Genomic DNA, 20,771 nt, shown 5'->3' on the forward strand with positions numbered 1-20,771 from the left:
GTTGTATGCTCTTTTTGAGCCATAGGGTTTCGCCCCCTTCGTTGTTGTTCTTGTCAAACTCAATGATGACGCTTTTCCCTATGGTTTTTAATTTTCTTTTTCTGTTGCATTTCATTTTACAATGAACCACAAATTTTTAGAGCCTGTTGACACTATCCGAAATGTTCGGATTTTGATTGAATTTTCCGTCAGGCGAAGCGCAAGGCGCGGACGGACGGAAGGGCAGATGGGAGAGCGCAACGAAGCGGCGCGGCGAACCAACCGCGAAGAGGCCGTATTTTTCGCCGGCAAAAAGCATTACGACTTTCCTGCCAAAAAAACGCGCATCTTGCTAACGGTTTCGTTGCTCATGGCGTGCTCGATCATGCAAGCCTCGTTTTCCGCCGTGGACTCGGCCACTTTCAGGATATTGATCAAAAATTCCTTTATGGTTTCATGCCGGTTCATCACTTCGCGCGCTTTTTCGCGGCCGGTCTTGGTTAAATAAATAAGCGAATATTTTTCTTGTTTGGCCAGCCCGGCGTTTATCAAGTTGTGCAGCGCTTTATTTACGCTGGGCTTGGACACCGACAGATGCGTGGCTACGTCGATGGAACGGACGCCTTTTTGATCCGCGTCCAGCATGTGTATGGCTTCCAAATAATCTTCAATGGAAGGCGACAGCGTATGTTTTTTGTTTGCAGCCATTGATCCTCCTTGCAATCAGGAATTTGCCGCCGGGTTTCTTGTCTTTGGGGGCGCGCCGTTAGTTTGCGTTTATACTGCTTCCCAATTAAAACGCGGACAGGCTTTGCGCGCTTTGGCTGCCTTCCGGAGGCGCAAAACGCAGGCCGGACAAAATGTTTGGCGAAGGTTTGGCTGAGCAAAGCGGCGTGGCGGAGCGGCCGCGAAGAGGCCGCGATTTTAGCCGGAGGGCAACATTAAACTTTTTATTTAATTGTCAGGCTTATCCTGCTGCCTGTCAAGCAATTTACAGAAATTTGACTTTATCGGCCGGCAAGGATTAATATATAGTTTGTAAGATAGTTACTAATTTTAAAAGGAGCGTTGTTAGCAATGAACAAAGCCGGGTTTTTTGGCCAATACGGAGGCCAGTATGTACCGGAGGGCATGCTGCCCATTCTTGATCACATTGCCGCAGAGTATGATGCGATAAAAGGAACTGGGGATTTTAAGGAAGAACTTGCCGAACTTTTTAAAAATTACGTCGGCAGGCCGTCTATCCTGTACGAAGCGAAGAATTTTACAAAAAAACTTGGCGGGCCTAAAATATACCTGAAACGCGAAGACCTCAACCACACAGGCGCGCACAAGATCAATAACTGCCTGGGCCAGGCGCTCCTGGCGCGGCATATGGGCAAAAGGCACGTTATAGCCGAAACCGGCGCCGGGCAGCACGGCGTGGCGACCGCTACGGCGGCCGCGCTTTTCGGTATGAAATGCACTATTTTCATGGGCCGCGAAGACGTTGAGCGCCAGGCGCTTAATGTTTACCGGATGAATATGCTGGGGGCGGACGTGGTGTCCGTGACCGATGGTACCGGCACGCTCAAGGAAGCGGTGGACGCGGCGATAAATTATTGGGTGGCCAACAAGGACGACATATTCTACATCATAGGCTCGGCGGTCGGCCCGCATCCGTATCCGTCCATGGTGCGCGATTTTCACAGCGTCATCGGCCAAGAGGCGCGCGAACAGATACTGGCCAAAGAAGGCCGCCTGCCCAATGCCCTGTTTGCCTGCGTAGGCGGCGGCAGCAATGCCATAGGGCTTTATACGGCTTTCCTCGCGGACAAAGAAGTCAAAATGTTCGGGGCGGAAGCGGCCGGCAAAGGCCTCGACACTCCCGACCACGCGGCGACGCTTACCTTAGGCAAGGTAGGCGTTCTGCACGGGTCGAAAAGCTATGTCTTGCAAGAGGAAAGCGGCGAGGTGAAACCTGTTTACTCCATCTCGGCCGGCCTGGATTACCCGGGGATAGGGCCGGAACACGCTTGGCTCAAGGATACGGGCCGGGTGGACTATAGGGCCATTACCGACCGGGAGGCTGTCGAGGCGTTGGAAACGCTAAGTTTGTGCGAGGGCATCATTCCCGCGTTAGAGAGCGCCCATGCGCTTGCCTTGCTGAAAAAACTGGCAGGCGAGTTCGGCAAAGGCGACATAGCCATAGTCAACCTGTCAGGCCGCGGCGACAAAGACGTGCAACAGTTGGCCAAACACAAGGGGGCGTTTTGAATGAGCGGGCGTTTTGGCTTTTGCCTGGCGCTAGTATGCTGCGCGTTGCTGTTTGCCTTGCCGGCGGCGGCGGCGCCCGCCGCAGAAAGCGGCGACACGATAAGCGTCCGGGGGAGCGCCGCGCGCGAGGTTGCCCCTGACGTTGCCTACATAACGCTCGGCGTATCCGCCCGGGACGAAAAGACTGAAAAGGCCGGCGCGGAAACTGCGGCCAGGGTGGACGGCATCGTTAAAAGCCTTGCGGCTTTGGGCATTGGGAAAAAAGAAATAAAAACAGAAAATTTTTCCGTGCGGCCTGTCTACCAGCCGGAAGAAAACCGTCGGGAAAGGGCAGCCGCTTACGAAGTGGAGAACATTTTGACCATACACATTCGCAATTTAGACGCGATCGGGGCGGTCATTGACGCCGCGTTGGCCGCAGGTGCAAACAAATTCAGCGGCGTGCGGTTTGCCGCCTCCGGCGCGGCGGCTCTGCAAAAAGAATTGTTAAGCGAAGCGGTGCGCGACGGGAGGGAAAAAGCTGACATAGTGGCGCAAAGCGCCGGCCGCCGCGTCGGCGCTTTGCTCAGAGCCGAAGTCGACGGCGCAGGCGCGCAGGCGCGCGCTTTAAAGTCCCTTGACGCGGCGGAGTTTGCCGGCAACCAGATTTTCGCCGGCGCCATAACGCTGACGGCAAGCGTCAACCTAACTTTCGCACTGGAACAAACGGGCGGCCGCCAATAAGGACACGCCCCCCGAAAACCGCTTTTGCGTCCGGGCGGACCCTCTGCGCTATGCATATGCCCGTCAGAGCCGAAAGGATTAGGGCTGGCCGTTCGGCGTTGAAACGGCGGATCGGCGGTCAATGGCCGGGGTTGGCGGATTTTTCCCAACGGGCCAGGTTGCCGATCAGATCCGGGCCGCCGATTTTTTGCCGGAAAGCGTAAAACGCGCCGGCATTTTGAAATTCCGTTTTCCAGGCAAAAGTGTCGTCAGGCGAATAACAGGCGACGATGATTCTGTCCCCGGGCGCAGGCGAATCCCCGGCTTCGTTGGTGGCGATGAGGTAGAAGCCGCCTTCCTCCGGTTCATAACAATAACCGGCGCCGCTTCCTTCTTCCTCCAACTCAAAAAAATCCATACGCGCAAACAGCGCGGCCGGATCCTCGCTATCCATAACGCCATCTCCCCTTCTTTGCAATATGCCGCATGTTTGAAGCCGCCTTTAACTCTCTAAAGCGTAACTTATTTTTTGACAGTTGTCCATTGTTTTTGCGTTGAATATTTATGAAAATATTGGCCGGGGAGGGCGCGCGGATGGGAAAATATTTAATGCAATTCATCTGCCCGAAATGTGGGCGGCACGTTGCTTGGGCACTGCCGCGGGCAAAGGTGTCCTGCGGCTTTTGCGGCGCGAAAATTGAACAAAAAAATATAAAGACGCCGAATCCGGCGCGGTTGCCGCTTGACAGCGATCAATTAGTGATGTTTTCCGACTTTTTGAACGGTTGACTTTATCTTTAATTAATGATAATATTTAGTTGTACTTAAATAAATATACCTTTAAGCCAGTACGGGAGACTGGCAAGGGAGCATGGTCGGGATTTTATGCGCCTTCTTGCCACTGTCGCGGTGAGAAGGCTTTTATATGATGTAGAGCCTGTTGACGTTGCCGTTCAATACCCATCTTTGGGCGAATTTTCCGCCGCGCTTTGCCCTGAAGCCTCGCTGAACATAGGGGTTCGCCTGCGTTTTGCGCCGCGCCTGACAAAAATTAGCTCAAAATCTGAACATTTCCGATAGTGTTAACAGGCTCTAAGTCAAATATGGGTGGAGGGTAGTGGCATGACCAAAGCGGCGGTATCGTTAAGCGGGCGAAGCATATTGGATATGGCGTCCCTGTCTGTGCCCGAGTATGAATTGATCATGGACACGGCTCTGGAAATGAAAAAAATCATTCACCGCGATATCAAGAAAGTGCCATCCTTGCGAGGCAAATCCATAGTTACGCTTTTTTATGAAGCAAGCACCCGCACCAGGACTTCTTTTGAACTGGCCGGCAAATATTTGGGCGCCGACGTGGTTAACGTAGCGGTGGCGGCATCCAGCGTAACCAAAGGCGAGAGCCTGCGCGATACCCTCTATACCTTTGAAGCCATGCAGTTTGATGCCATCGTTATGCGGCATCCGGTGGAAGGGGCGGCCGAATACGCGGCCAAAGCCGTGGACGCCGTTGTCTTGAACGCCGGCGACGGGGCGCACGCGCACCCAACGCAGGCGCTGCTTGACATGTTTACGATAAGGGAGCGCAAGAAAGAATTCAACGGCCTCAAAATGGCCATAATCGGCGATATAACGCACAGCCGGGTAGCAAGGTCCAATATCGCCGGGCTTGGCAAACTGGGAGTAAAGATACATGTGGCGGGGCCGCGGCCGCTATTGCCGGCCGAGGTGGAAAAACTTGGGGTTACGGCGCACGACCGTATAGAAGACGCCATCAGGGACGCCGATATAATAAACGTGCTGCGAATACAATTGGAAAGGCAGAAGGTTGGGTTTTTCCCTACCACCCGCGAATACGCGCGCATATTCGGATTGAACGCCGAACGCCTGAAACTGGCGCGCCCGGACGCGCTTATCATGCATCCGGGGCCGGTAAACCGCGGGCTGGAAATTTCCCCCGAGGTAGCTTACGGCGATAAATCGCTTATACGCGAGCAGGTGGAAAACGGCGTGGCGATACGCATGGCGCTGTTGTTCCTTACGCTGACGGGAGGCAGGCAAATTGAAGCTGTTAATTAAAAACGGACGCATAGTGGACCCTTCGCGGAAAATTGACGCGGTTTTGGATGTATTGCTGGCGGACGGGCGGGTTAAAAGCATAGCAAACGCGATAGAGGACGAGGACGCGGAAATTTACGACGCTACCGGCCTTGTCGTTGCGCCCGGGGTGGTGGACGTGCATGTGCATCTGCGCGAACCGGGGCAGGAAGCGAAAGAAGACATTATATCAGGCACGCGGGCGGCGGCGGCGGGCGGCGTTACGACGGTGGCCTGCATGGCCAACACTCTGCCGGCGATTGACTCTTCCATACTAGTGTCAGGGCTCAAAGAGCGTATAAAACGCGAGGCGTTGGTTAACGTGGAAGTAGTGGGCGCCGTAACTAAGGGCCTTTCCGGCAAGGAACTGGCGGAAATGGGCGACATGGCTTTGGCCGGCGCTATGGCTTTTTCCGACGATGGCCGCCACGTGGCAAATTCGCGCATATTTCGTTCCGCGCTTGAATACGCGGCTATTTTCGACAAAATAGTCATAGTTCACGCCGAGGACGAGGCTTTTACCGCCAATGGGTTCATGCACGAAGGCGCGCGGTCAACCAAGCTTGGCGTGCCAGGGATACCGGCGGTGGCGGAAGACATAGCCGTGGCGCGCGACATCATGCTGGCGGAGTTTACGGGCGCCCGGCTGCATATAGCGCATGTATCGAGCAAAGGGGCGGTAGAAATCATACGCAGCGCGAAGCGCCGCGGCGTGCGCGTAACCGGCGAGGCGGCGGTGCACCATTTGACCTTGACCGATGAGCTGGTCGAAGGATACAACACCGCCGCGAAGGTAGCGCCGCCGCTAAGGACAAAAGAACACGTGGATGCGGTCAGGCGGGGGCTTAAAGACGGAACGCTGGACGCGATCGTTACCGACCACGCGCCGCACGCCTATGAAGAAAAAGACGTGGAGTTTCGTTACGCGCCTAACGGGTTTGCCGGACTGGAGACTTCCGTGGCGGTGATTTTGACCGACCTTTATCATGCGGGGCTTTTTACGCTCAACGAAATAATCGACCGGATGAGCGTCGCGCCGGCGCGGATATTTTCGCTCGGCGCCGGCAGCCTTAGCCCGGGGGCGAGGGCTGACCTTACAATAATTGACCTTGACCGGGAATGGACGGTGGACAGCGGCAAATTTTATACCCGCGGGCGGGTCACGCCATTTGACGGGAAAAAATGCCGGGGCAAAGCGGTTGCCGCCATAGTCTCAGGAAAGTTCGTAATGAAAGACGGTGTGGTAATTGACTGAAAAGGGCGGCAAACTTGTCCTGAAAGACGGCAGCGTTTATAAAGGGCGATTTTTCGGCGGCGCCCCGGGGGTGGGCGAAGTGGTGTTCAATACCGCTATGACAGGTTATCAGGAAACGCTTACGGATCCTTCCTACTGCGGGCAGATAGTGGTTATGACTTATCCCTTGATCGGCAACTATGGCGTGAATGATCTTTACAAACAAGCGCCCAAATCTTATTTTCGCGGATATATCGTAAGCGAGCTTTGCGAGCGGCCGAGCAATTGGCGTTCGCGGGGATCGATAAAGGATTTCCTGCGGGAAGAAAAAATACCCTGCCTTTATGGGGTGGATACGCGGGCGCTCACGCGGCGCATACGCACCGAAGGGACGTTGTGGGGCGCGATTGCCCCCGAGGATACGGATGAAGCTGAGATTAGCCGGCTGCTCGCCCTGCCGGAGGAGAAGTTTTTGGTCAGGGAGGTAACTATCAAGCAGCCGGAAAAAGTAGGCCGGGGCGGCAAGCGGGTGGCCTTTTTGGACTTTGGCGCCAAACGCGCCATGATTGACGATCTTTGCGCGTACGGCTACGATATGACCCTTTACCCGGCCTATACCGAAGCGGAAAAGATACTGGCGGACAAGCCGGACGGCATATTTTTGTCCAACGGGCCGGGCGACCCTAAATCCTTGCCGGAAATAATCGGCAATATAAAGGCGCTTGTGGAAAGCGGCAAGCCGATATTCGGCATTTGTCTCGGCTACCAGCTGATTTGCCTTGCCTTGGGCGGCGATACTTACAAAATGAAATTTGGGCACCGGGGAGTAAACCATCCGGTGAAAGACCTGCAATTGAACAAAATCGTCATAACTTCCCAAAATCACGGCTACGCGGTGAACGAGGGTTCGCTGTGCGGCACGGGGCTGAAAGTTACCCACCGCAACGTCAATGACGGGACGTTGGAAGGAGTCGCCCACGAGCACAAGCCCATCTTCGCCGTGCAGTATCATCCCGAGGCGTCTCCCGGCCCCGATGGGCACGAATATTTGTTCGAGCGCTTCGACAACCTGATCGGGGGACGGTAAAATGCCGAAAAAACAACATATCAAAAAAGTGCTTGTCATTGGCTCCGGCCCTATCGTCATCGGGCAGGCGGCGGAATTTGACTACGCGGGCACACAGGCCTGCCGCGCCCTGAAGGAGGAAGGGCTGGAGGTCGTTTTGGTCAACAGCAATCCGGCGACGATCATGACGGACGCGAATATCGCCGATCGGGTATATATAGAGCCGCTGACTGTGGAGTTTTTAGAAGCCATAATCAAAAAAGAACAGCCGGACGGACTTTTGGCTACCCTTGGCGGGCAGACCGGGCTGAATTTGGCGGTGGAACTTGGCCGGCGCGGCGCGCTGGCCGAATACGGCATCGAACTTTTGGGCACGTCGGTCGAGAGCATCAAAAAGGCGGAAGACCGCGAACTTTTCAAGGAAACCATGGAAAAGATCGGCGAGCCCGTGCCGGAAAGCACTATCGTCGAAACGGTTTACGCCGCCCGGCAATTCGCCCGCGAAGTGGGCTTTCCCCTCATCGTGCGCCCCGCTTATACGCTGGGCGGCACTGGCGGCGGGATAGCCGCCAACGAAGATGAATTGAGCGAAATTACCAACGTAGGTTTAAAATACAGCCTGATCGGCCAGGCGCTTATCGAACGCAGCGTCGCCGGCTGGAAGGAATTGGAGTATGAAGTCATAAGGGACGCCGCCGACAATTGCGTAACCATTTGCAGCATGGAGAACCTTGATCCGGTCGGCGTGCATACCGGCGACAGCGTGGTGGTCGCGCCCGCGCAGACCCTGTCGGACCGCGAGCTGATGATGCTCAGGGGCGCCTCCGTCAGGATTATCCGCGCGCTTGGCGTCGAAGGCGGCTGCAACGTGCAGTACGCGCTGGACCCTTGCTCGGAAAAATATTACGTTATCGAGGTCAATCCCCGCGTCAGCCGTTCCAGTGCCTTGGCGTCCAAAGCCACGGGCTATCCGATCGCCAAAGTCGCCAGTAAGATTGCCGTAGGGTACCTTCTCGAAGAAATTGAGAACGCCGTAACCCAAAAAACCAAAGCCTGTTTTGAGCCTTCCATAGACTATGCCGTCATAAAATTCCCGCGCTGGCCTTTTGACAAATTCGCCAACGCCGACCGGGAGTTGGGTACCCAGATGAAGGCGACCGGCGAGGTTATGGCGATCGACCGTTCTTTGGAAGGGGCTATTTTAAAGGCGGTAAGATCTTTGGAAATAGGCGCCGATCATCTTTGGCTGCCGGAAATAGCCGCGCTTTCCGATGCGGAATTGTTTGGCCGGATAAAAAATACTACCGACGAGCGGTTTTTTGTCATAGCCGAGGCCATGCGGCGGGGGAAGCCCTTAGGGGAAATACATGAAATAACGGCCATCGACCGCTTTTTCCTGCAAAAAATCTTAAATATCGTAACTATGGAAAAACTGCTTGCGGAAAAGGGCCTTGATGAAGGGATGCTGCTTGCGGCCAAAAAATGCGGCTTTTCCGACCCGGCCATCGCCCGCCTTTGCGGGAAGGCGGCGTCCGACGTGCGCGCGGCGAGAAAACAATGCGCCATATTGCCGGCGTATAAAATGGTCGATACCTGCGCCGCCGAGTTTGAGGCGGTAACGCCGTATTATTATTCGGTCTACGGCGCGGAAGACGAAGTGGAAAGGACGGCAAAACCCAAAGTCGTAGTATTGGGTTCCGGGCCGATTCGCATCGGGCAGGGCATAGAATTTGACTACTGTTCGGTACATTCTGTCTGGGCACTCAAGGAACTTGGCTATGAAACGGTGATTATAAACAACAACCCGGAAACGGTGAGCACGGATTTCGACACTGCGGATCGCCTCTATTTTGAGCCGCTGACGCTGGAGGACGTGCTTGGTGTCATAGACAAAGAGCGCCCGGAAGGGGTGATCGTCCAGTTCGGCGGGCAAACGGCGATTAATCTGGCCGGACCGCTTGCCGCCTGCGGCGTCCGGATCATCGGCTCCACGGTCGAAAGCATTGACATGGCCGAAGATCGTGAAAAGTTCGATGCACTGCTGACCAAACTCAACATCCCGCGACCCCGCGGCTTTACGGTTTTCGACATAGAGGGCGCCCTGAAAGCGGCCGCGGCGGTCAGCTATCCCGTGATGGTGCGCCCGTCTTACGTCTTGGGCGGGCGCGCCATGGAAATAGTCTATAACGAGGGCGAACTGCGCCAATATATGACCGGCGCCGTTAAAGCCTCACAAGAGCACCCTGTTTTGGTGGACCATTACCTTTCCGGCACGGAAGTGGAAGTCGACGCGATTTGCGACGGCAAAGACACGCTTATTCCCGGGATAATGGAACATATTGAGCGGGCGGGCGTCCATTCCGGCGACAGCATAGCCGTATATCCGCCGCGCAGCCTGTCGGAGCGGGTTATTCGCAGCGTCATTGATTTTACCAACCGCATAGCGCGCGGCCTGGAAGTCAAAGGTATGCTGAACATTCAATACATCGTGAAAAACGACGAGGTATTTGTCATAGAAGTCAACCCGCGTTCCAGCCGCACCGTGCCTTTTTTGAGCAAAGTAACCGGCATTCCCATGGTAAACGTCGCCACCAAAGCCGCGCTCGGGCAAAAAATAAAGCAAATCGGGTACAAGCCCGGCCTGCGCCTGTTCCCCGATTACTACGCGATAAAAGCGCCGGTATTTTCCTTTGCGAAAATGCACAACGTCGATATAACGTTGGGGCCGGAAATGAAATCCACCGGCGAGGTCATGGGTGTTGACAACAAATTCTCGCGCGCCCTTTACAAAGCCTGCGTTGCTTCCGGCATCAATGTCCCGGACGAGGGGGCGATACTTTTTACCATCGCCGATAAAGATAAAGACGAAGCGTTAGCCATCGCCAAAGGCTTTTATGACCTTGGTTATATGATCGCGGCGACGAAGGGCACGGCGGAATTTTTTATAAAAAACGGCATTGACGCGCAACTGGCCGCAAAAGTCAGCGAGGGTTCGCCTAACCTTCTGGATGAGATCAAAAAAGGCAAAATAAACATGGTGATAAATACCATAAGCAAAGGCTCGGCCTATGAACGGGACGGTTTCAATATAAGGCGCGCCACGGTGGAACACGCCATACCGTGCCTTACCTCCGTGGACACGGCGAAAGCCATCCTTGGCGTTATGTCGGCCATGAGGCGCCGCCGCTTGGTCAGCGTCGTTGCTTTGCAGGATCTTTTATGGGCAGGTGATGATTTTGAGTAAAAAATTTGTCGAATTGGCTGCCGTGCTGGGCAATGTCCGTTTGGGAAGCGATGTGTACAGCCTTTTGCTTGACGCTCCGCAAATCTGCCGGGAAGCTAAGCCGGGGCAGTTCGTGGGGGTAAAGACCGGCTGGGGGCAAGCGCCTTTCCTGCGCCGCCCGCTGTCGGTGGCGGACGCCGCAGACGGCCGGATAACCATAATCTACAGGGCGGCAGGCGTTGGCACAAGCTGGCTGGCCGCCCGCCGGGAAGGGGAAAAAGTTGATATCATGGGCCCTTTGGGGCATGGGTTTTCGCTTGAGGCCAAAAGGCCCCTTTTAGTGGGCGGCGGCATTGGCATCGCTCCCCTAATCAGCGTAGCGCGAAGCTTTGCCGGCCGTTTTGGCAGCGGCATTGTGCTGGCCGGGCGCAATAAAGACGAAATAACTTACTGGCAGGCCATGTTTAAAGATCTTTGCCATTGCGTGTACATTGCCACCGACGACGGCAGCATGGGCATTCGCGGCAACGCCTTGGCCGTTTTGCCGCAAGCGGCGGAAGAAGGCGGATACGACTGCATATACGCCTGTGGGCCGCCGCCCATGCTGAAGGCGATCGCCGCTTTTGTCAGACAGAAAAACATTCCCTGCCAACTTTCCTTGGAAAGCCGCATGGGTTGCGGCTTGGGGGCGTGCCAGGCCTGCTCCTGCCAAGGCGCGGACGGAAAGCGCAAGCGCATTTGCCTTAACGGCCCCGTATTTGCCGCCGGGGAGGTGGAAGGATTATGAGCGCTGCGGACGGGAACAAACTGGCGGTGGAAATCGCCGGCATCAAGATGAAAACCCCTGTTATGACGGCTTCCGGCACATGCGGGTATGGGCTGGAACTGCTGGACTTTGTCGATTTGAACAGCCTTGGTGCGCTTGTCGTCAAAGGCGCCACCCTTGAACCTTGCCCCGGCAACGCCGGACAGAGGATAGCGGAGACGCCCGCCGGGGCGCTTAACGCAATCGGGCTGGAAAATCCCGGCGTAGGGGTGTTTATTGACAACATACTGCCGGCGCTCCGCCGCTATGACGTGCCGGTGATCGCCAATATCGCCGGACGGACGGTGGACGAATACGCGGAATTGGCGCGGCGGCTCGACGCTACCGCCGTAGCCGGCATAGAGATCAACATTTCCTGCCCCAACATTAAAGCGGGCGGCCTTGCTTTCGGCACGCGGCCGGGCAGCGCCGCCGAAGTAGTGGGCGCGGTGAGAAGGGCCAGCGGCAAGCCGATTATCACCAAACTTTCGCCGAACGTAACCGACATAGCGGAAATCGCGCGGGCGGCGGAAGCCGCGGGCAGCGACGCGCTCTCCCTGATCAATACCTTGGTTGGCATGAAAATAGACATAAAAAGGAAACAACCGGCGCTGGGCAACATTTTCGGCGGACTTTCCGGCCCGGCCGTCCGCCCGGTGGCGGTGCGCATGGTCTGGCAGGCCGCGCGGGCGGTAAAGATACCGGTGATCGGCATGGGCGGCATTGCGGCGGCCGAGGACGCTTTGGAATTTATCATGGCGGGAGCGAGCGCCGTGGCGGTAGGGTCGGCGACCTTCGCCGACCCGCAGTCAATTGAGCTTATAACTCAGGGTTTGCGCGCCTATATGCGGGAAGAGGCCGCCGCCAATATTGGCGAACTTGTCGGCGCGGCTTGGCCGCCCGCGTGAGGAGCGAAGAAGATGATTTTTGAAGACAGACTTATCGTTGCCCTGGACGTGCCCAACATGGACAAAGCCAGCAGGCTGATCGTCGCGTTGGACAGTACGGTAAATTATTACAAAGTGGGCATGGAACTTTTCTACGGCGCGCAAAAAGACGTGATTGACTATCTGAAAGCGCGCCGCAAAAAGATATTCCTTGACTTGAAATTGCACGACATACCGAATACGGTTGCGCGAAGCATTGAGGTTTTGAGCGCCCTGGAAGTGGACATGATCACCCTGCACGCCTTCGGCGGGCGGGAGATGATGCAAGAGGCTGCGGCGGCGGCAAAGCGGATCCAGGAAAAGACTGGCAGGAAAGCGCCGCTTTTGCTTGCCGTTACTGTGCTTACCAGCCTTGGCGAAAAGCAATGGCGCGAACTTAACAGCGCCCTTTCCATAAAGGAGCAAGTGCTGGAGATGGCCAAACTCGCCAAAGATTCCGGCATGAGCGGGGCAGTAGCGTCGCCTTGGGAAGCGGCGGGCATCCGTGAAGCCTGTGGCCGGGATTTTTACATCGTAACGCCTGGCGTTAGGCAAAGTGCCGACAGCTGCAACGACCAGGCCCGTTTCGCCACGCCCCAAATGGCGCTGGAAGCGGGCGCGAGCCATATAGTGGTCGGGCGCCCGATAACCCGGGCGATTGACCCTAAAGGGGCGGCGCGGGCGATCATCGAAGAGATGCGGGAGGCCTGCCTGTGAAAAAAGAAACGCTCATGAAACTTTTGGAAGACACGGGCGCCGTCCTCCACGGGCATTTTCTCCTTACCTCCGGCCTGCACAGCCCTATGTATTTGGAAAAATTCCAACTGCTGCAATATCCCGAATATACGGAGCTTTTATGCAAGGAATTGGCGAAAAATTTCGCCGCCGATCGGGTGGAGCTGGTCGTTGGCCCGGTTACCGGCGGGATACTGCTGGCGCATGAAACCGGCAAGGCGCTGAAAACAAAAGCCATCTTCACCGAACGCGAAGATGGCAAGATGACGTTGAAACGCGGATTTGAAATACCGGCCGGCGCGAGGGTGCTGGTCGTGGAAGATATTGTTACCACGGGCGGTTCGGTGCGGGAAGTGCTGGAAGTCGTCCAGGAAAAAGGCGGGTTGCCCGTCGGCGTTGGCGTTTTGGTGGACCGCAGCGGCGGGTGCGTAGATTTTGGCGTCAAGACGGCCGCGCTTCTCAAACTGGACGTTCCGGTTTTCAAGCCAAAGGAGTGCCCTTTGTGCAAAGAAGGGCTCGCTTTCACCAAACGGGGGCGGACAGGCAAGTGAACGTCCGGGCGGCGGCGGTTCTCCGGCCGTTCGCGCGCGAGAAAACGGCAACTGTTGAAGCCCCGCTATTTCTTATGCGCCAGGCGCCGGCAGTTGAGCAAAAGCACAATTCCGAACAGGCCGTCGAGTAAAATAGCCTGCCAGATATAAAAGACATTGAAAATTACCGTTGCGAAAAGAATGAATTTTACGCCAAGGAACAGCCGCCGGTAAATTTTTGTAAATTTTTGGCAAGCTTTGCCCATGGCGAAAACAGCCGGAAGACAGGCAAGATGATCGCCCAACATTATTATATCGGCGCTGTCTAAAGCGGCTCCAAGGTCTTTCGCGGCGTTTACGGCGATGCTGATGTCCGCGCTGGCGAAGGAATCGGCATCTGTTTCGGCGTTGCCGACGATTAAGACGCTGCCGTAGTTATGGTGCAGTTTTTTTACCGCCGCAGCTTTGGCGGCGCTATGCAGATTGCTTACCGCATCGGTAAAACCGAGCGGTTTGCTGGCGGAAGCGGCCGCTTTTTCCTGCTCCTTGGTCAGCATGATGATATTTTTCACGTCGAGAGCGCGTATTTTCTGGATTGTCGTGAAAATTCCCGGATGAATGTCGTCGATAAAGGACAAAAGCCCCGCAGCCTCTCCGTCTACGGCCATAAACAGCACGGTTGAGCCGTGATTTAAATATTCGGCGTACTTGCGCAAAAGGACGTAAGTTTTAATCCCTTTTTCCAGCAAAAATCTGTTGCTGCCTAAAATAACGGCGCGGTTTTCTATTACGCCGGCGATATTGAATTGATCCATTTCCTCGATTTGCGCCTTTAGTTCCCCCTCGGCCGCCCGGCCGTCCCCCTGGCTTGCTATGGTGTCGGCCAGCGGGTGGGCGGCGGCCTTGGTAAGGGCGCCGGCCAGCCGCATAAGTTCTGGCCGCGAGAAGGGGTAAGGCGCGTGTAGGTTGGACAGGATGAGTTTGCCGTTGGCTAAGGTGGTTGCCTTTTCAAAAGCTACGGCTTTTACTTCGCTTATCTTTTCAAAAGCGACTGGATTTTTCACTATGACGCCTGATTTGTCCGCCTTGTCCATGACAAAAGACAAGAAAAGGGCGGATGCTTTGACAAGCGGGTTGTAAGGGGCGAAAATCAGCAGTATCGCCAAAGTATAGTAAAGCCAGTTGAGCATGGAAATGGCGAAAAAGTAATAAGGGACGGCCATAAAGAAAATAAAAGTGAGCAGGCGGCGCGAATAATGTTGATGGTAATATTTAAGGGTGCGCAATTCCTTTTCGACGGCCGCCTGTTTGAGCGTGTTCAAAATACTGCTGAACAGGGAAGTTTCCTGCGCGCTGACGGCCTCCGCCGTCAAGCGGCCTTCGGCGGCCGATAAACCGGCGAAAACGAAAGAACCTTCCCCCGCGCAATGAGTTGAGGCGGGCGGGGCGATTGTTGGCGGCAATATTTTGGCTTTGCCGGAACGGACTATGGCATCGACCGGCAGCACTTGTTTTTCTTCCAGCAAAATGACGTCGCCGCATTTGATTTCAGAAGAAAGCGCGGCGGAAAACCCTTCCCCGTCAAATATTTTTACCGGCGCCGGAGGATTTTGCCAGGAATCGTACAGTTGCCTTAATTGCCTGGCGGCGGTATAATTTTGTATAAGTTCCAAGGTGGCGATTAAGCACACATATTTGGCCGCCTCGGGCAGTTTGTTTATTGAAATCAAGCCGACCGCCGCGAGAAATATGAACAAGCCGGCGCTGACGCGCAGCGACAACAAAGACAGGCAGGCGGCGCGGAGCATGTGCCAGCCGCAAAGGACGATGCTGCCGGCGAACAAGTACGAATCTATCCCGTATAAATTGGCGGCGGGGACAAACAGGCCGATAAAAAGCAAAAATAGCCCCGTAAGGGAACGGAACGGATAACTGAGCGGCATTTGCGACCTCCGTATAAAATCTGAAGCGCCTTGTTTTATATACGCGCCAAATTTGTTATTATTTCATTATAACAAATTAAATATTGCCGGTAAAACATATTGATAAATTTAACGTAGGCACACATCATGGCCGGGCTTGCCGGGAAAAATCTGGAAAAACGGCGGTTGCGCACAGATGGCATGGTTTTTCTCCCTGCTGGGGAGCTATGTTTTTTATTATCCTTTGGTTATGAGCCTTGTATGGATAATCGGCGGTTTGTTTTTTTATTTCCGAAAGGAAAGAAATACCGGCAGGTTTCCGATATTGAGGTTTGTGCCGAAAATTTCCGTCCTGATACCCGCCCGCAACGAGGCGGACAATATCAGGGAAACCGTGCAGGCGGTTTTGGCGTCGCAGTATCCTGCCATGGAAGTTATCGTGATCGACGATGACAGTTCCGACGGCACGGACCGGATTATAACCAAACTGGGGGAGGAACACGAAAACGTCCGGGGTTTGTTCCTGCGCCGGCACATGGGCAAAGCGAGCGGCCTGAACATGGCTTTTCTCATGAGCCGGGGCGACATAATCGTAACGATTGACGCCGACTGCCTGCTCGACAAACAGGCTTTGTATTGGATTGCCTGGCATTTCGCGAATTTCCCCCGCGTCGGCGCGGTAACCGGCAATCCTCATGTCAGGAACCGGACGACCCTTCTGGCGCAAATACAGACGGCGGAATATACCAGCGTCATCGGACTGGTAAAAAGAACGCAGAGAGTGCTTGGCAAGCTGCTCACCGTGTCGGGCGTCATAGCCGCTTTCCGGCGGGAGGCGCTGGCGGACGTGGGGCTGTGGAGCCATGACATGATAACGGAAGACATCGACATAACTTGGAAATTGGAAAAGCGTTTTTGGGATGTGCGCTATGAAACGAACGCCGTAGGCTGGATACTGGTGCCGGAAACGCTTAAAGGATTGTGGATGCAGCGCCTGCGCTGGGCCCAGGGCGGCGTGGAAACAATAAGGCGACATCGCGGCGTTTGGCTGGATTGGCGCCAGCGCCGGATATGGCCTGTTTATATAGATTATGTATTAGTGATCATCTGGAGCTATTCTTTCTTTTTAACTGTTCTGTATTGGGGCGCCTGCCGGCTGCTGGGGGCGGAAACGGGCGTTTTTTGGGGCTGGAACGGCAGCGTGGCGGCTTTTGTCTGTGTTTTTCAGTTTTTGGTCAGCCTGTCCATCAACTTGCGTTATGACAAGACGCTTATTTCAGCCTATTTTTGGATCATCTGGTATCCGGCTTTTTACTGGCTTTTCAACGCTTGCGCCACGGTAGTTGGCTTTTACAAAGGGATGACGAAAAAATTCGGCCGCGCGTCGCTTTGGCAAAGTCCGGATCGGGGCGTATCAAGGAGCGCGCGATAACATGGTAAGGCGCAACAAGATTATCTATTGTCCCAACAAAATATCTAAATACCGGCACGGGCTGGAATTTGCCATAAAGCTGTTTTTGAGCGCGGCGGTCTTTTTTCTGACCTTGTCCTTGTGGGGTTATTTCGGCAGTTATTTTTATCGCGGCCTGTTTTCCGAAAGTTATTTCGCAAATACGGTGGAAATATTGGGCAAACTGCTTGTGGCCGCGCTTTTTGTTTTTTTTGCCATGTTTTTTTGGCAGCAATATAATATACTGGCGTTCGGCGGCCGCACCCGCCGGCGGGTGCGGCCGCCGAACGCCAGTATATTATATTGCTGCCAAAAAAACATGGCAAAAAAAACAAAAAGCGCGGCCACAAGCAGTTTGCCCAATATTTCCACCGTATTTGCGAAATAACTTTCGGAAAACAGGCCGCGATAAAAATAACTGCCGAAATAACCCCACAAGGACAAGGTCAGAAAAAAGACCGCCGCGCTCAAAAACAGCTTTATGGCAAATTCCAGCCCGTGCCGGTATTTAGATATTTTGTTGGGACAATAGATAATCTTGTTGCGCCTTACCATGTTATCGCGCGCTCCTTGATACGCCCCGATCCGGACTTTGCCAAAGCGACGCGCGGCCGAATTTTTTCGTCATCCCTTTGTAAAAGCCAACTACCGTGGCGCAAGCGTTGAAAAGCCAGTAAAAAGCCGGATACCAGATGATCCAAAAATAGGCTGAAATAAGCGTCTTGTCATAACGCAAGTTGATGGACAGGCTGACCAAAAACTGAAAAACACAGACAAAAGCCGCCACGCTGCCGTTCCAGCCCCAAAAAACGCCCGTTTCCGCCCCCAGCAGCCGGCAGGCGCCCCAATACAGAACAGTTAAAAAGAAAGAATAGCTCCAGATGATCACTAATACATAATCTATATAAACAGGCCATATCCGGCGCTGGCGCCAATCCAGCCAAACGCCGCGATGTCGCCTTATTGTTTCCACGCCGCCCTGGGCCCAGCGCAGGCGCTGCATCCACAATCCTTTAAGCGTTTCCGGCACCAGTATCCAGCCTACGGCGTTCGTTTCATAGCGCACATCCCAAAAACGCTTTTCCAATTTCCAAGTTATGTCGATGTCTTCCGTTATCATGTCATGGCTCCACAGCCCCACGTCCGCCAGCGCCTCCCGCCGGAAAGCGGCTATGACGCCCGACACGGTGAGCAGCTTGCCAAGCACTCTCTGCGTTCTTTTTACCAGTCCGATGACGCTGGTATATTCCGCCGTCTGTATTTGCGCCAGAAGGGTCGTCCGGTTCCTGACATGAGGATTGCCGGTTACCGCGCCGACGCGGGGGAAATTCGCGAAATGCCAGGCAATCCAATACAAAGCCTGTTTGTCGAGCAGGCAGTCGGCGTCAATCGTTACGATTATGTCGCCCCGGCTCATGAGAAAAGCCATGTTCAGGCCGCTCGCTTTGCCCATGTGCCGGCGCAGGAACAAACCCCGGACGTTTTCGTGTTCCTCCCCCAGTTTGGTTATAATCCGGTCCGTGCCGTCGGAACTGTCATCGTCGATCACGATAACTTCCATGGCAGGATACTGCGACGCCAAAACCGCCTGCACGGTTTCCCTGATATTGTCCGCCTCGTTGCGGGCGGGTATCAGGACGGAAATTTTCGGCACAAACCTCAATATCGGAAACCTGCCGGTATTTCTTTCCTTTCGGAAATAAAAAAACAAACCGCCGATTATCCATACAAGGCTCATAACCAAAGGATAATAAAAAACATAGCTCCCCAGCAGGGAGAAAAACCATGCCATCTGTGCGCAACCGCCGTTTTTCCAGATTTTTCCCGGCAAGCCCGGCCATGATGTGTGCCTACGTTAAATTTATCAATATGTTTTACCGGCAATATTTAATTTGTTATAATGAAATAATAACAAATTTGGCGCGTATATAAAACAAGGCGCTTCAGATTTTATACGGAGGTCGCAAATGCCGCTCAGTTATCCGTTCCGTTCCCTTACGGGGCTATTTTTGCTTTTTATCGGCCTGTTTGTCCCCGCCGCCAATTTATACGGGATAGATTCGTACTTGTTCGCCGGCAGCATCGTCCTTTGCGGCTGGCACATGCTCCGCGCCGCCTGCCTGTCTTTGTTGTCGCTGCGCGTCAGCGCCGGCTTGTTCATATTTCTCGCGGCGGTCGGCTTGATTTCAATAAACAAACTGCCCGAGGCGGCCAAATATGTGTGCTTAATCGCCACCTTGGAACTTATACAAAATTATACCGCCGCCAGGCAATTAAGGCAACTGTACGATTCCTGGCAAAATCCTCCGGCGCCGGTAAAAATATTTGACGGGGAAGGGTTTTCCGCCGCGCTTTCTTCTGAAATCAAATGCGGCGACGTCATTTTGCTGGAAGAAAAACAAGTGCTGCCGGTCGATGCCATAGTCCGTTCCGGCAAAGCCAAAATATTGCCGCCAACAATCGCCCCGCCCGCCTCAACTCATTGCGCGGGGGAAGGTTCTTTCGTTTTCGCCGGTTTATCGGCCGCCGAAGGCCGCTTGACGGCGGAGGCCGTCAGCGCGCAGGAAACTTCCCTGTTCAGCAGTATTTTGAACACGCTCAAACAGGCGGCCGTCGAAAAGGAATTGCGCACCCTTAAATATTACCATCAACATTATTCGCGCCGCCTGCTCACTTTTATTTTCTTTATGGCCGTCCCTTATTACTTTTTCGCCATTTCCATGCTCAACTGGCTTTACTATACTTTGGCGATACTGCTGATTTTCGCCCCTTACAACCCGCTTGTCAAAGCATCCGCCCTTTTCTTGTCTTTTGTCATGGACAAGGCGGACAAATCAGGCGTCATAGTGAAAAATCCAGTCGCTTTTGAAAAGATAAGCGAAGTAAAAGCCGTAGCTTTTGAAAAGGCAACCACCTTAGCCAACGGCAAACTCATCCTGTCCAACCTACACGCGCCTTACCCCTTCTCGCGGCCAGAACTTATGCGGCTGGCCGGCGCCCTTACCAAGGCCGCCGCCCACCCGCTGGCCGACACCATAGCAAGCCAGGGGGACGGCCGGGCGGCCGAGGGGGAACTAAAGGCGCAAATCGAGGAAATGGATCAATTCAATATCGCCGGCGTAATAGAAAACCGCGCCGTTATTTTAGGCAGCAACAGATTTTTGCTGGAAAAAGGGATTAAAACTTACGTCCTTTTGCGCAAGTACGCCGAATATTTAAATCACGGCTCAACCGTGCTGTTTATGGCCGTAGACGGAGAGGCTGCGGGGCTTTTGTCCTTTATCGACGACATTCATCCGGGAATTTTCACGACAATCCAGAAAATACGCGCTCTCGACGTGAAAAATATCATCATGCTGACCAAGGAGCAGGAAAAAGCGGCCGCTTCCGCCAGCAAACCGCTCGGTTTTACCGATGCGGTAAGCAATCTGCATAGCGCCGCCAAAGCTGCGGCGGTAAAAAAACTGCACCATAACTACGGCAGCGTCTTAATCGTCGGCAACGCCGAAACAGATGCCGATTCCTTCGCCAGCGCGGACATCAGCATCGCCGTAAACGCCGCGAAAGACCTTGGAGCCGCTTTAGACAGCGCCGATATAATAATGTTGGGCGATCATCTTGCCTGTCTTCCGGCTGTTTTCGCCATGGGCAAAGCTTGCCAAAAATTTACAAAAATTTACCGGCGGCTGTTCCTTGGCGTAAAATTCATTCTTTTCGCAACGGTAATTTTCAATGTCTTTTATATCTGGCAGGCTATTTTACTCGACGGCCTGTTCGGAATTGTGCTTTTGCTCAACTGCCGGCGCCTGGCGCATAAGAAATAGCGGGGCTTCAACAGTTGCCGTT

At 54.3% G+C, this 20,771-nt stretch carries 18 protein-coding genes; 13 read left to right on the plus strand and 5 right to left on the minus strand.

All coding sequences use genetic code 11. From position 1 onward, the window contains the following. Nucleotides 1–297: 297 nt before the first annotated feature. Complete coding sequence (locus tag LBO03_00435; GenBank protein ID MDR3348066.1) at nt 298–687, minus strand: metal-dependent transcriptional regulator; 390 nt, start codon at nt 685–687, stop codon at nt 298–300. A gap of 369 nt (nt 688–1,056) precedes the next feature. Here LBO03_00435 and trpB point away from each other — a divergent pair, with 369 nt between their 5' ends. Both trpB and LBO03_00445 read left to right on the plus strand, forming a co-directional pair. Continuing rightward, entirely contained in the window at nt 1,057–2,235 is a 1,179-nt protein-coding gene (trpB, locus tag LBO03_00440) for a tryptophan synthase subunit beta (GenBank protein MDR3348067.1), read from the plus strand. Then, on the plus strand, nt 2,236–2,958 hold the full coding sequence (locus LBO03_00445; GenBank protein MDR3348068.1) for an SIMPL domain-containing protein: 723 nt from the start codon (nt 2,236–2,238) through the stop codon (nt 2,956–2,958). Between the two features lie 118 nt (nt 2,959–3,076). Here LBO03_00445 and LBO03_00450 read toward each other — a convergent pair whose 3' ends face one another. Beyond that, nucleotides 3,077–3,391 (minus strand): hypothetical protein, encoded by a 315-nt coding sequence (locus LBO03_00450; protein MDR3348069.1) that lies wholly within the window; start codon nt 3,389–3,391, stop codon nt 3,077–3,079. Between the two features lie 140 nt (nt 3,392–3,531). Between LBO03_00450 and LBO03_00455 the strand changes: the two genes are divergently transcribed. The 9 genes from LBO03_00455 (at nt 3,532) to pyrE (ending at nt 13,574) form a co-directional block, all read left to right on the plus strand. Beyond that, on the plus strand, nt 3,532–3,726 hold the full coding sequence (locus LBO03_00455; GenBank protein ID MDR3348070.1) for a hypothetical protein: 195 nt from the start codon (nt 3,532–3,534) through the stop codon (nt 3,724–3,726). Nucleotides 3,727–4,059: 333 nt separating this feature from the next. Beyond that, nucleotides 4,060–5,016 carry an aspartate carbamoyltransferase catalytic subunit gene (locus tag LBO03_00460; GenBank protein ID MDR3348071.1) on the plus strand — a complete coding sequence of 319 codons (957 nt, stop codon included), beginning with the start codon at nt 4,060–4,062 and terminating at the stop codon, nt 5,014–5,016. Continuing rightward, nucleotides 5,000–6,289: a dihydroorotase gene (locus LBO03_00465; protein ID MDR3348072.1), complete on the plus strand. Its 1,290-nt coding sequence runs from the start codon at nt 5,000–5,002 to the stop codon at nt 6,287–6,289. The genes LBO03_00460 and LBO03_00465 overlap by 17 nt, the downstream gene beginning before the upstream one ends. Then, nucleotides 6,282–7,355 carry a glutamine-hydrolyzing carbamoyl-phosphate synthase small subunit gene (carA, locus tag LBO03_00470; GenBank protein MDR3348073.1) on the plus strand — a complete coding sequence of 358 codons (1,074 nt, stop codon included), beginning with the start codon at nt 6,282–6,284 and terminating at the stop codon, nt 7,353–7,355. Before LBO03_00465 ends, carA begins: the two co-directional genes overlap by 8 nt. 1 nt (nt 7,356) lies before the next feature. Further along, on the plus strand, nt 7,357–10,578 hold the full coding sequence (gene carB / locus LBO03_00475) for a carbamoyl-phosphate synthase large subunit (protein ID MDR3348074.1): 3,222 nt from the start codon (nt 7,357–7,359) through the stop codon (nt 10,576–10,578). Then, nucleotides 10,571–11,344 (plus strand): dihydroorotate dehydrogenase electron transfer subunit, encoded by a 774-nt coding sequence (locus LBO03_00480; GenBank protein MDR3348075.1) that lies wholly within the window; start codon nt 10,571–10,573, stop codon nt 11,342–11,344. Before carB ends, LBO03_00480 begins: the two co-directional genes overlap by 8 nt. Beyond that, entirely contained in the window at nt 11,341–12,270 is a 930-nt protein-coding gene (locus LBO03_00485; protein MDR3348076.1) for a dihydroorotate dehydrogenase, read from the plus strand. The genes LBO03_00480 and LBO03_00485 overlap by 4 nt, the downstream gene beginning before the upstream one ends. 12 nt (nt 12,271–12,282) lie before the next feature. Beyond that, on the plus strand, nt 12,283–13,005 hold the full coding sequence (gene pyrF, locus LBO03_00490) for an orotidine-5'-phosphate decarboxylase (GenBank protein ID MDR3348077.1): 723 nt from the start codon (nt 12,283–12,285) through the stop codon (nt 13,003–13,005). Next, nucleotides 13,002–13,574 carry an orotate phosphoribosyltransferase gene (gene pyrE / locus LBO03_00495; GenBank protein MDR3348078.1) on the plus strand — a complete coding sequence of 191 codons (573 nt, stop codon included), beginning with the start codon at nt 13,002–13,004 and terminating at the stop codon, nt 13,572–13,574. The genes pyrF and pyrE overlap by 4 nt, the downstream gene beginning before the upstream one ends. Before the next feature lie 65 nt (nt 13,575–13,639). On the opposite strand, the gene LBO03_00500 is transcribed toward pyrE, so the two are convergent. Then, the gene (locus LBO03_00500; GenBank protein ID MDR3348079.1) at nt 13,640–15,496 is read right to left on the minus strand and encodes an HAD-IC family P-type ATPase; all 1,857 of its coding nucleotides are present in this window, start codon (nt 15,494–15,496) and stop codon (nt 13,640–13,642) included. 175 nt (nt 15,497–15,671) lie between these two features. Between LBO03_00500 and pgaC (LBO03_00505) the strand changes: the two genes are divergently transcribed. Next, on the plus strand, nt 15,672–16,907 hold the full coding sequence (gene pgaC / locus LBO03_00505) for a poly-beta-1,6 N-acetyl-D-glucosamine synthase (GenBank protein MDR3348080.1): 1,236 nt from the start codon (nt 15,672–15,674) through the stop codon (nt 16,905–16,907). A 168-nt stretch (nt 16,908–17,075) separates the two neighbouring features. On the opposite strand, the gene LBO03_00510 is transcribed toward pgaC (LBO03_00505), so the two are convergent. Together LBO03_00510 and pgaC (LBO03_00515) are read right to left on the minus strand one after the other, a co-directional pair. Then, the gene (locus tag LBO03_00510) at nt 17,076–17,480 is read right to left on the minus strand and encodes a hypothetical protein (protein MDR3348081.1); all 405 of its coding nucleotides are present in this window, start codon (nt 17,478–17,480) and stop codon (nt 17,076–17,078) included. A 1-nt stretch (nt 17,481) separates the two neighbouring features. Further along, nucleotides 17,482–18,717, minus strand: a complete 1,236-nt coding sequence (gene pgaC / locus LBO03_00515; GenBank protein MDR3348082.1) for a poly-beta-1,6 N-acetyl-D-glucosamine synthase — start codon at nt 18,715–18,717, stop codon at nt 17,482–17,484. Between the two features lie 175 nt (nt 18,718–18,892). Between pgaC (LBO03_00515) and LBO03_00520 the strand changes: the two genes are divergently transcribed. Then, complete coding sequence (locus tag LBO03_00520; GenBank protein MDR3348083.1) at nt 18,893–20,749, plus strand: HAD-IC family P-type ATPase; 1,857 nt, start codon at nt 18,893–18,895, stop codon at nt 20,747–20,749. The last annotated feature ends 22 nt before the right edge of the window (nt 20,750–20,771 follow it).

This window comes from Acidaminococcales bacterium, from assembly GCA_031290885.1.
Taxonomy (GTDB): Bacteria; Bacillota; Negativicutes; order Acidaminococcales; family JAISLQ01; genus JAISLQ01.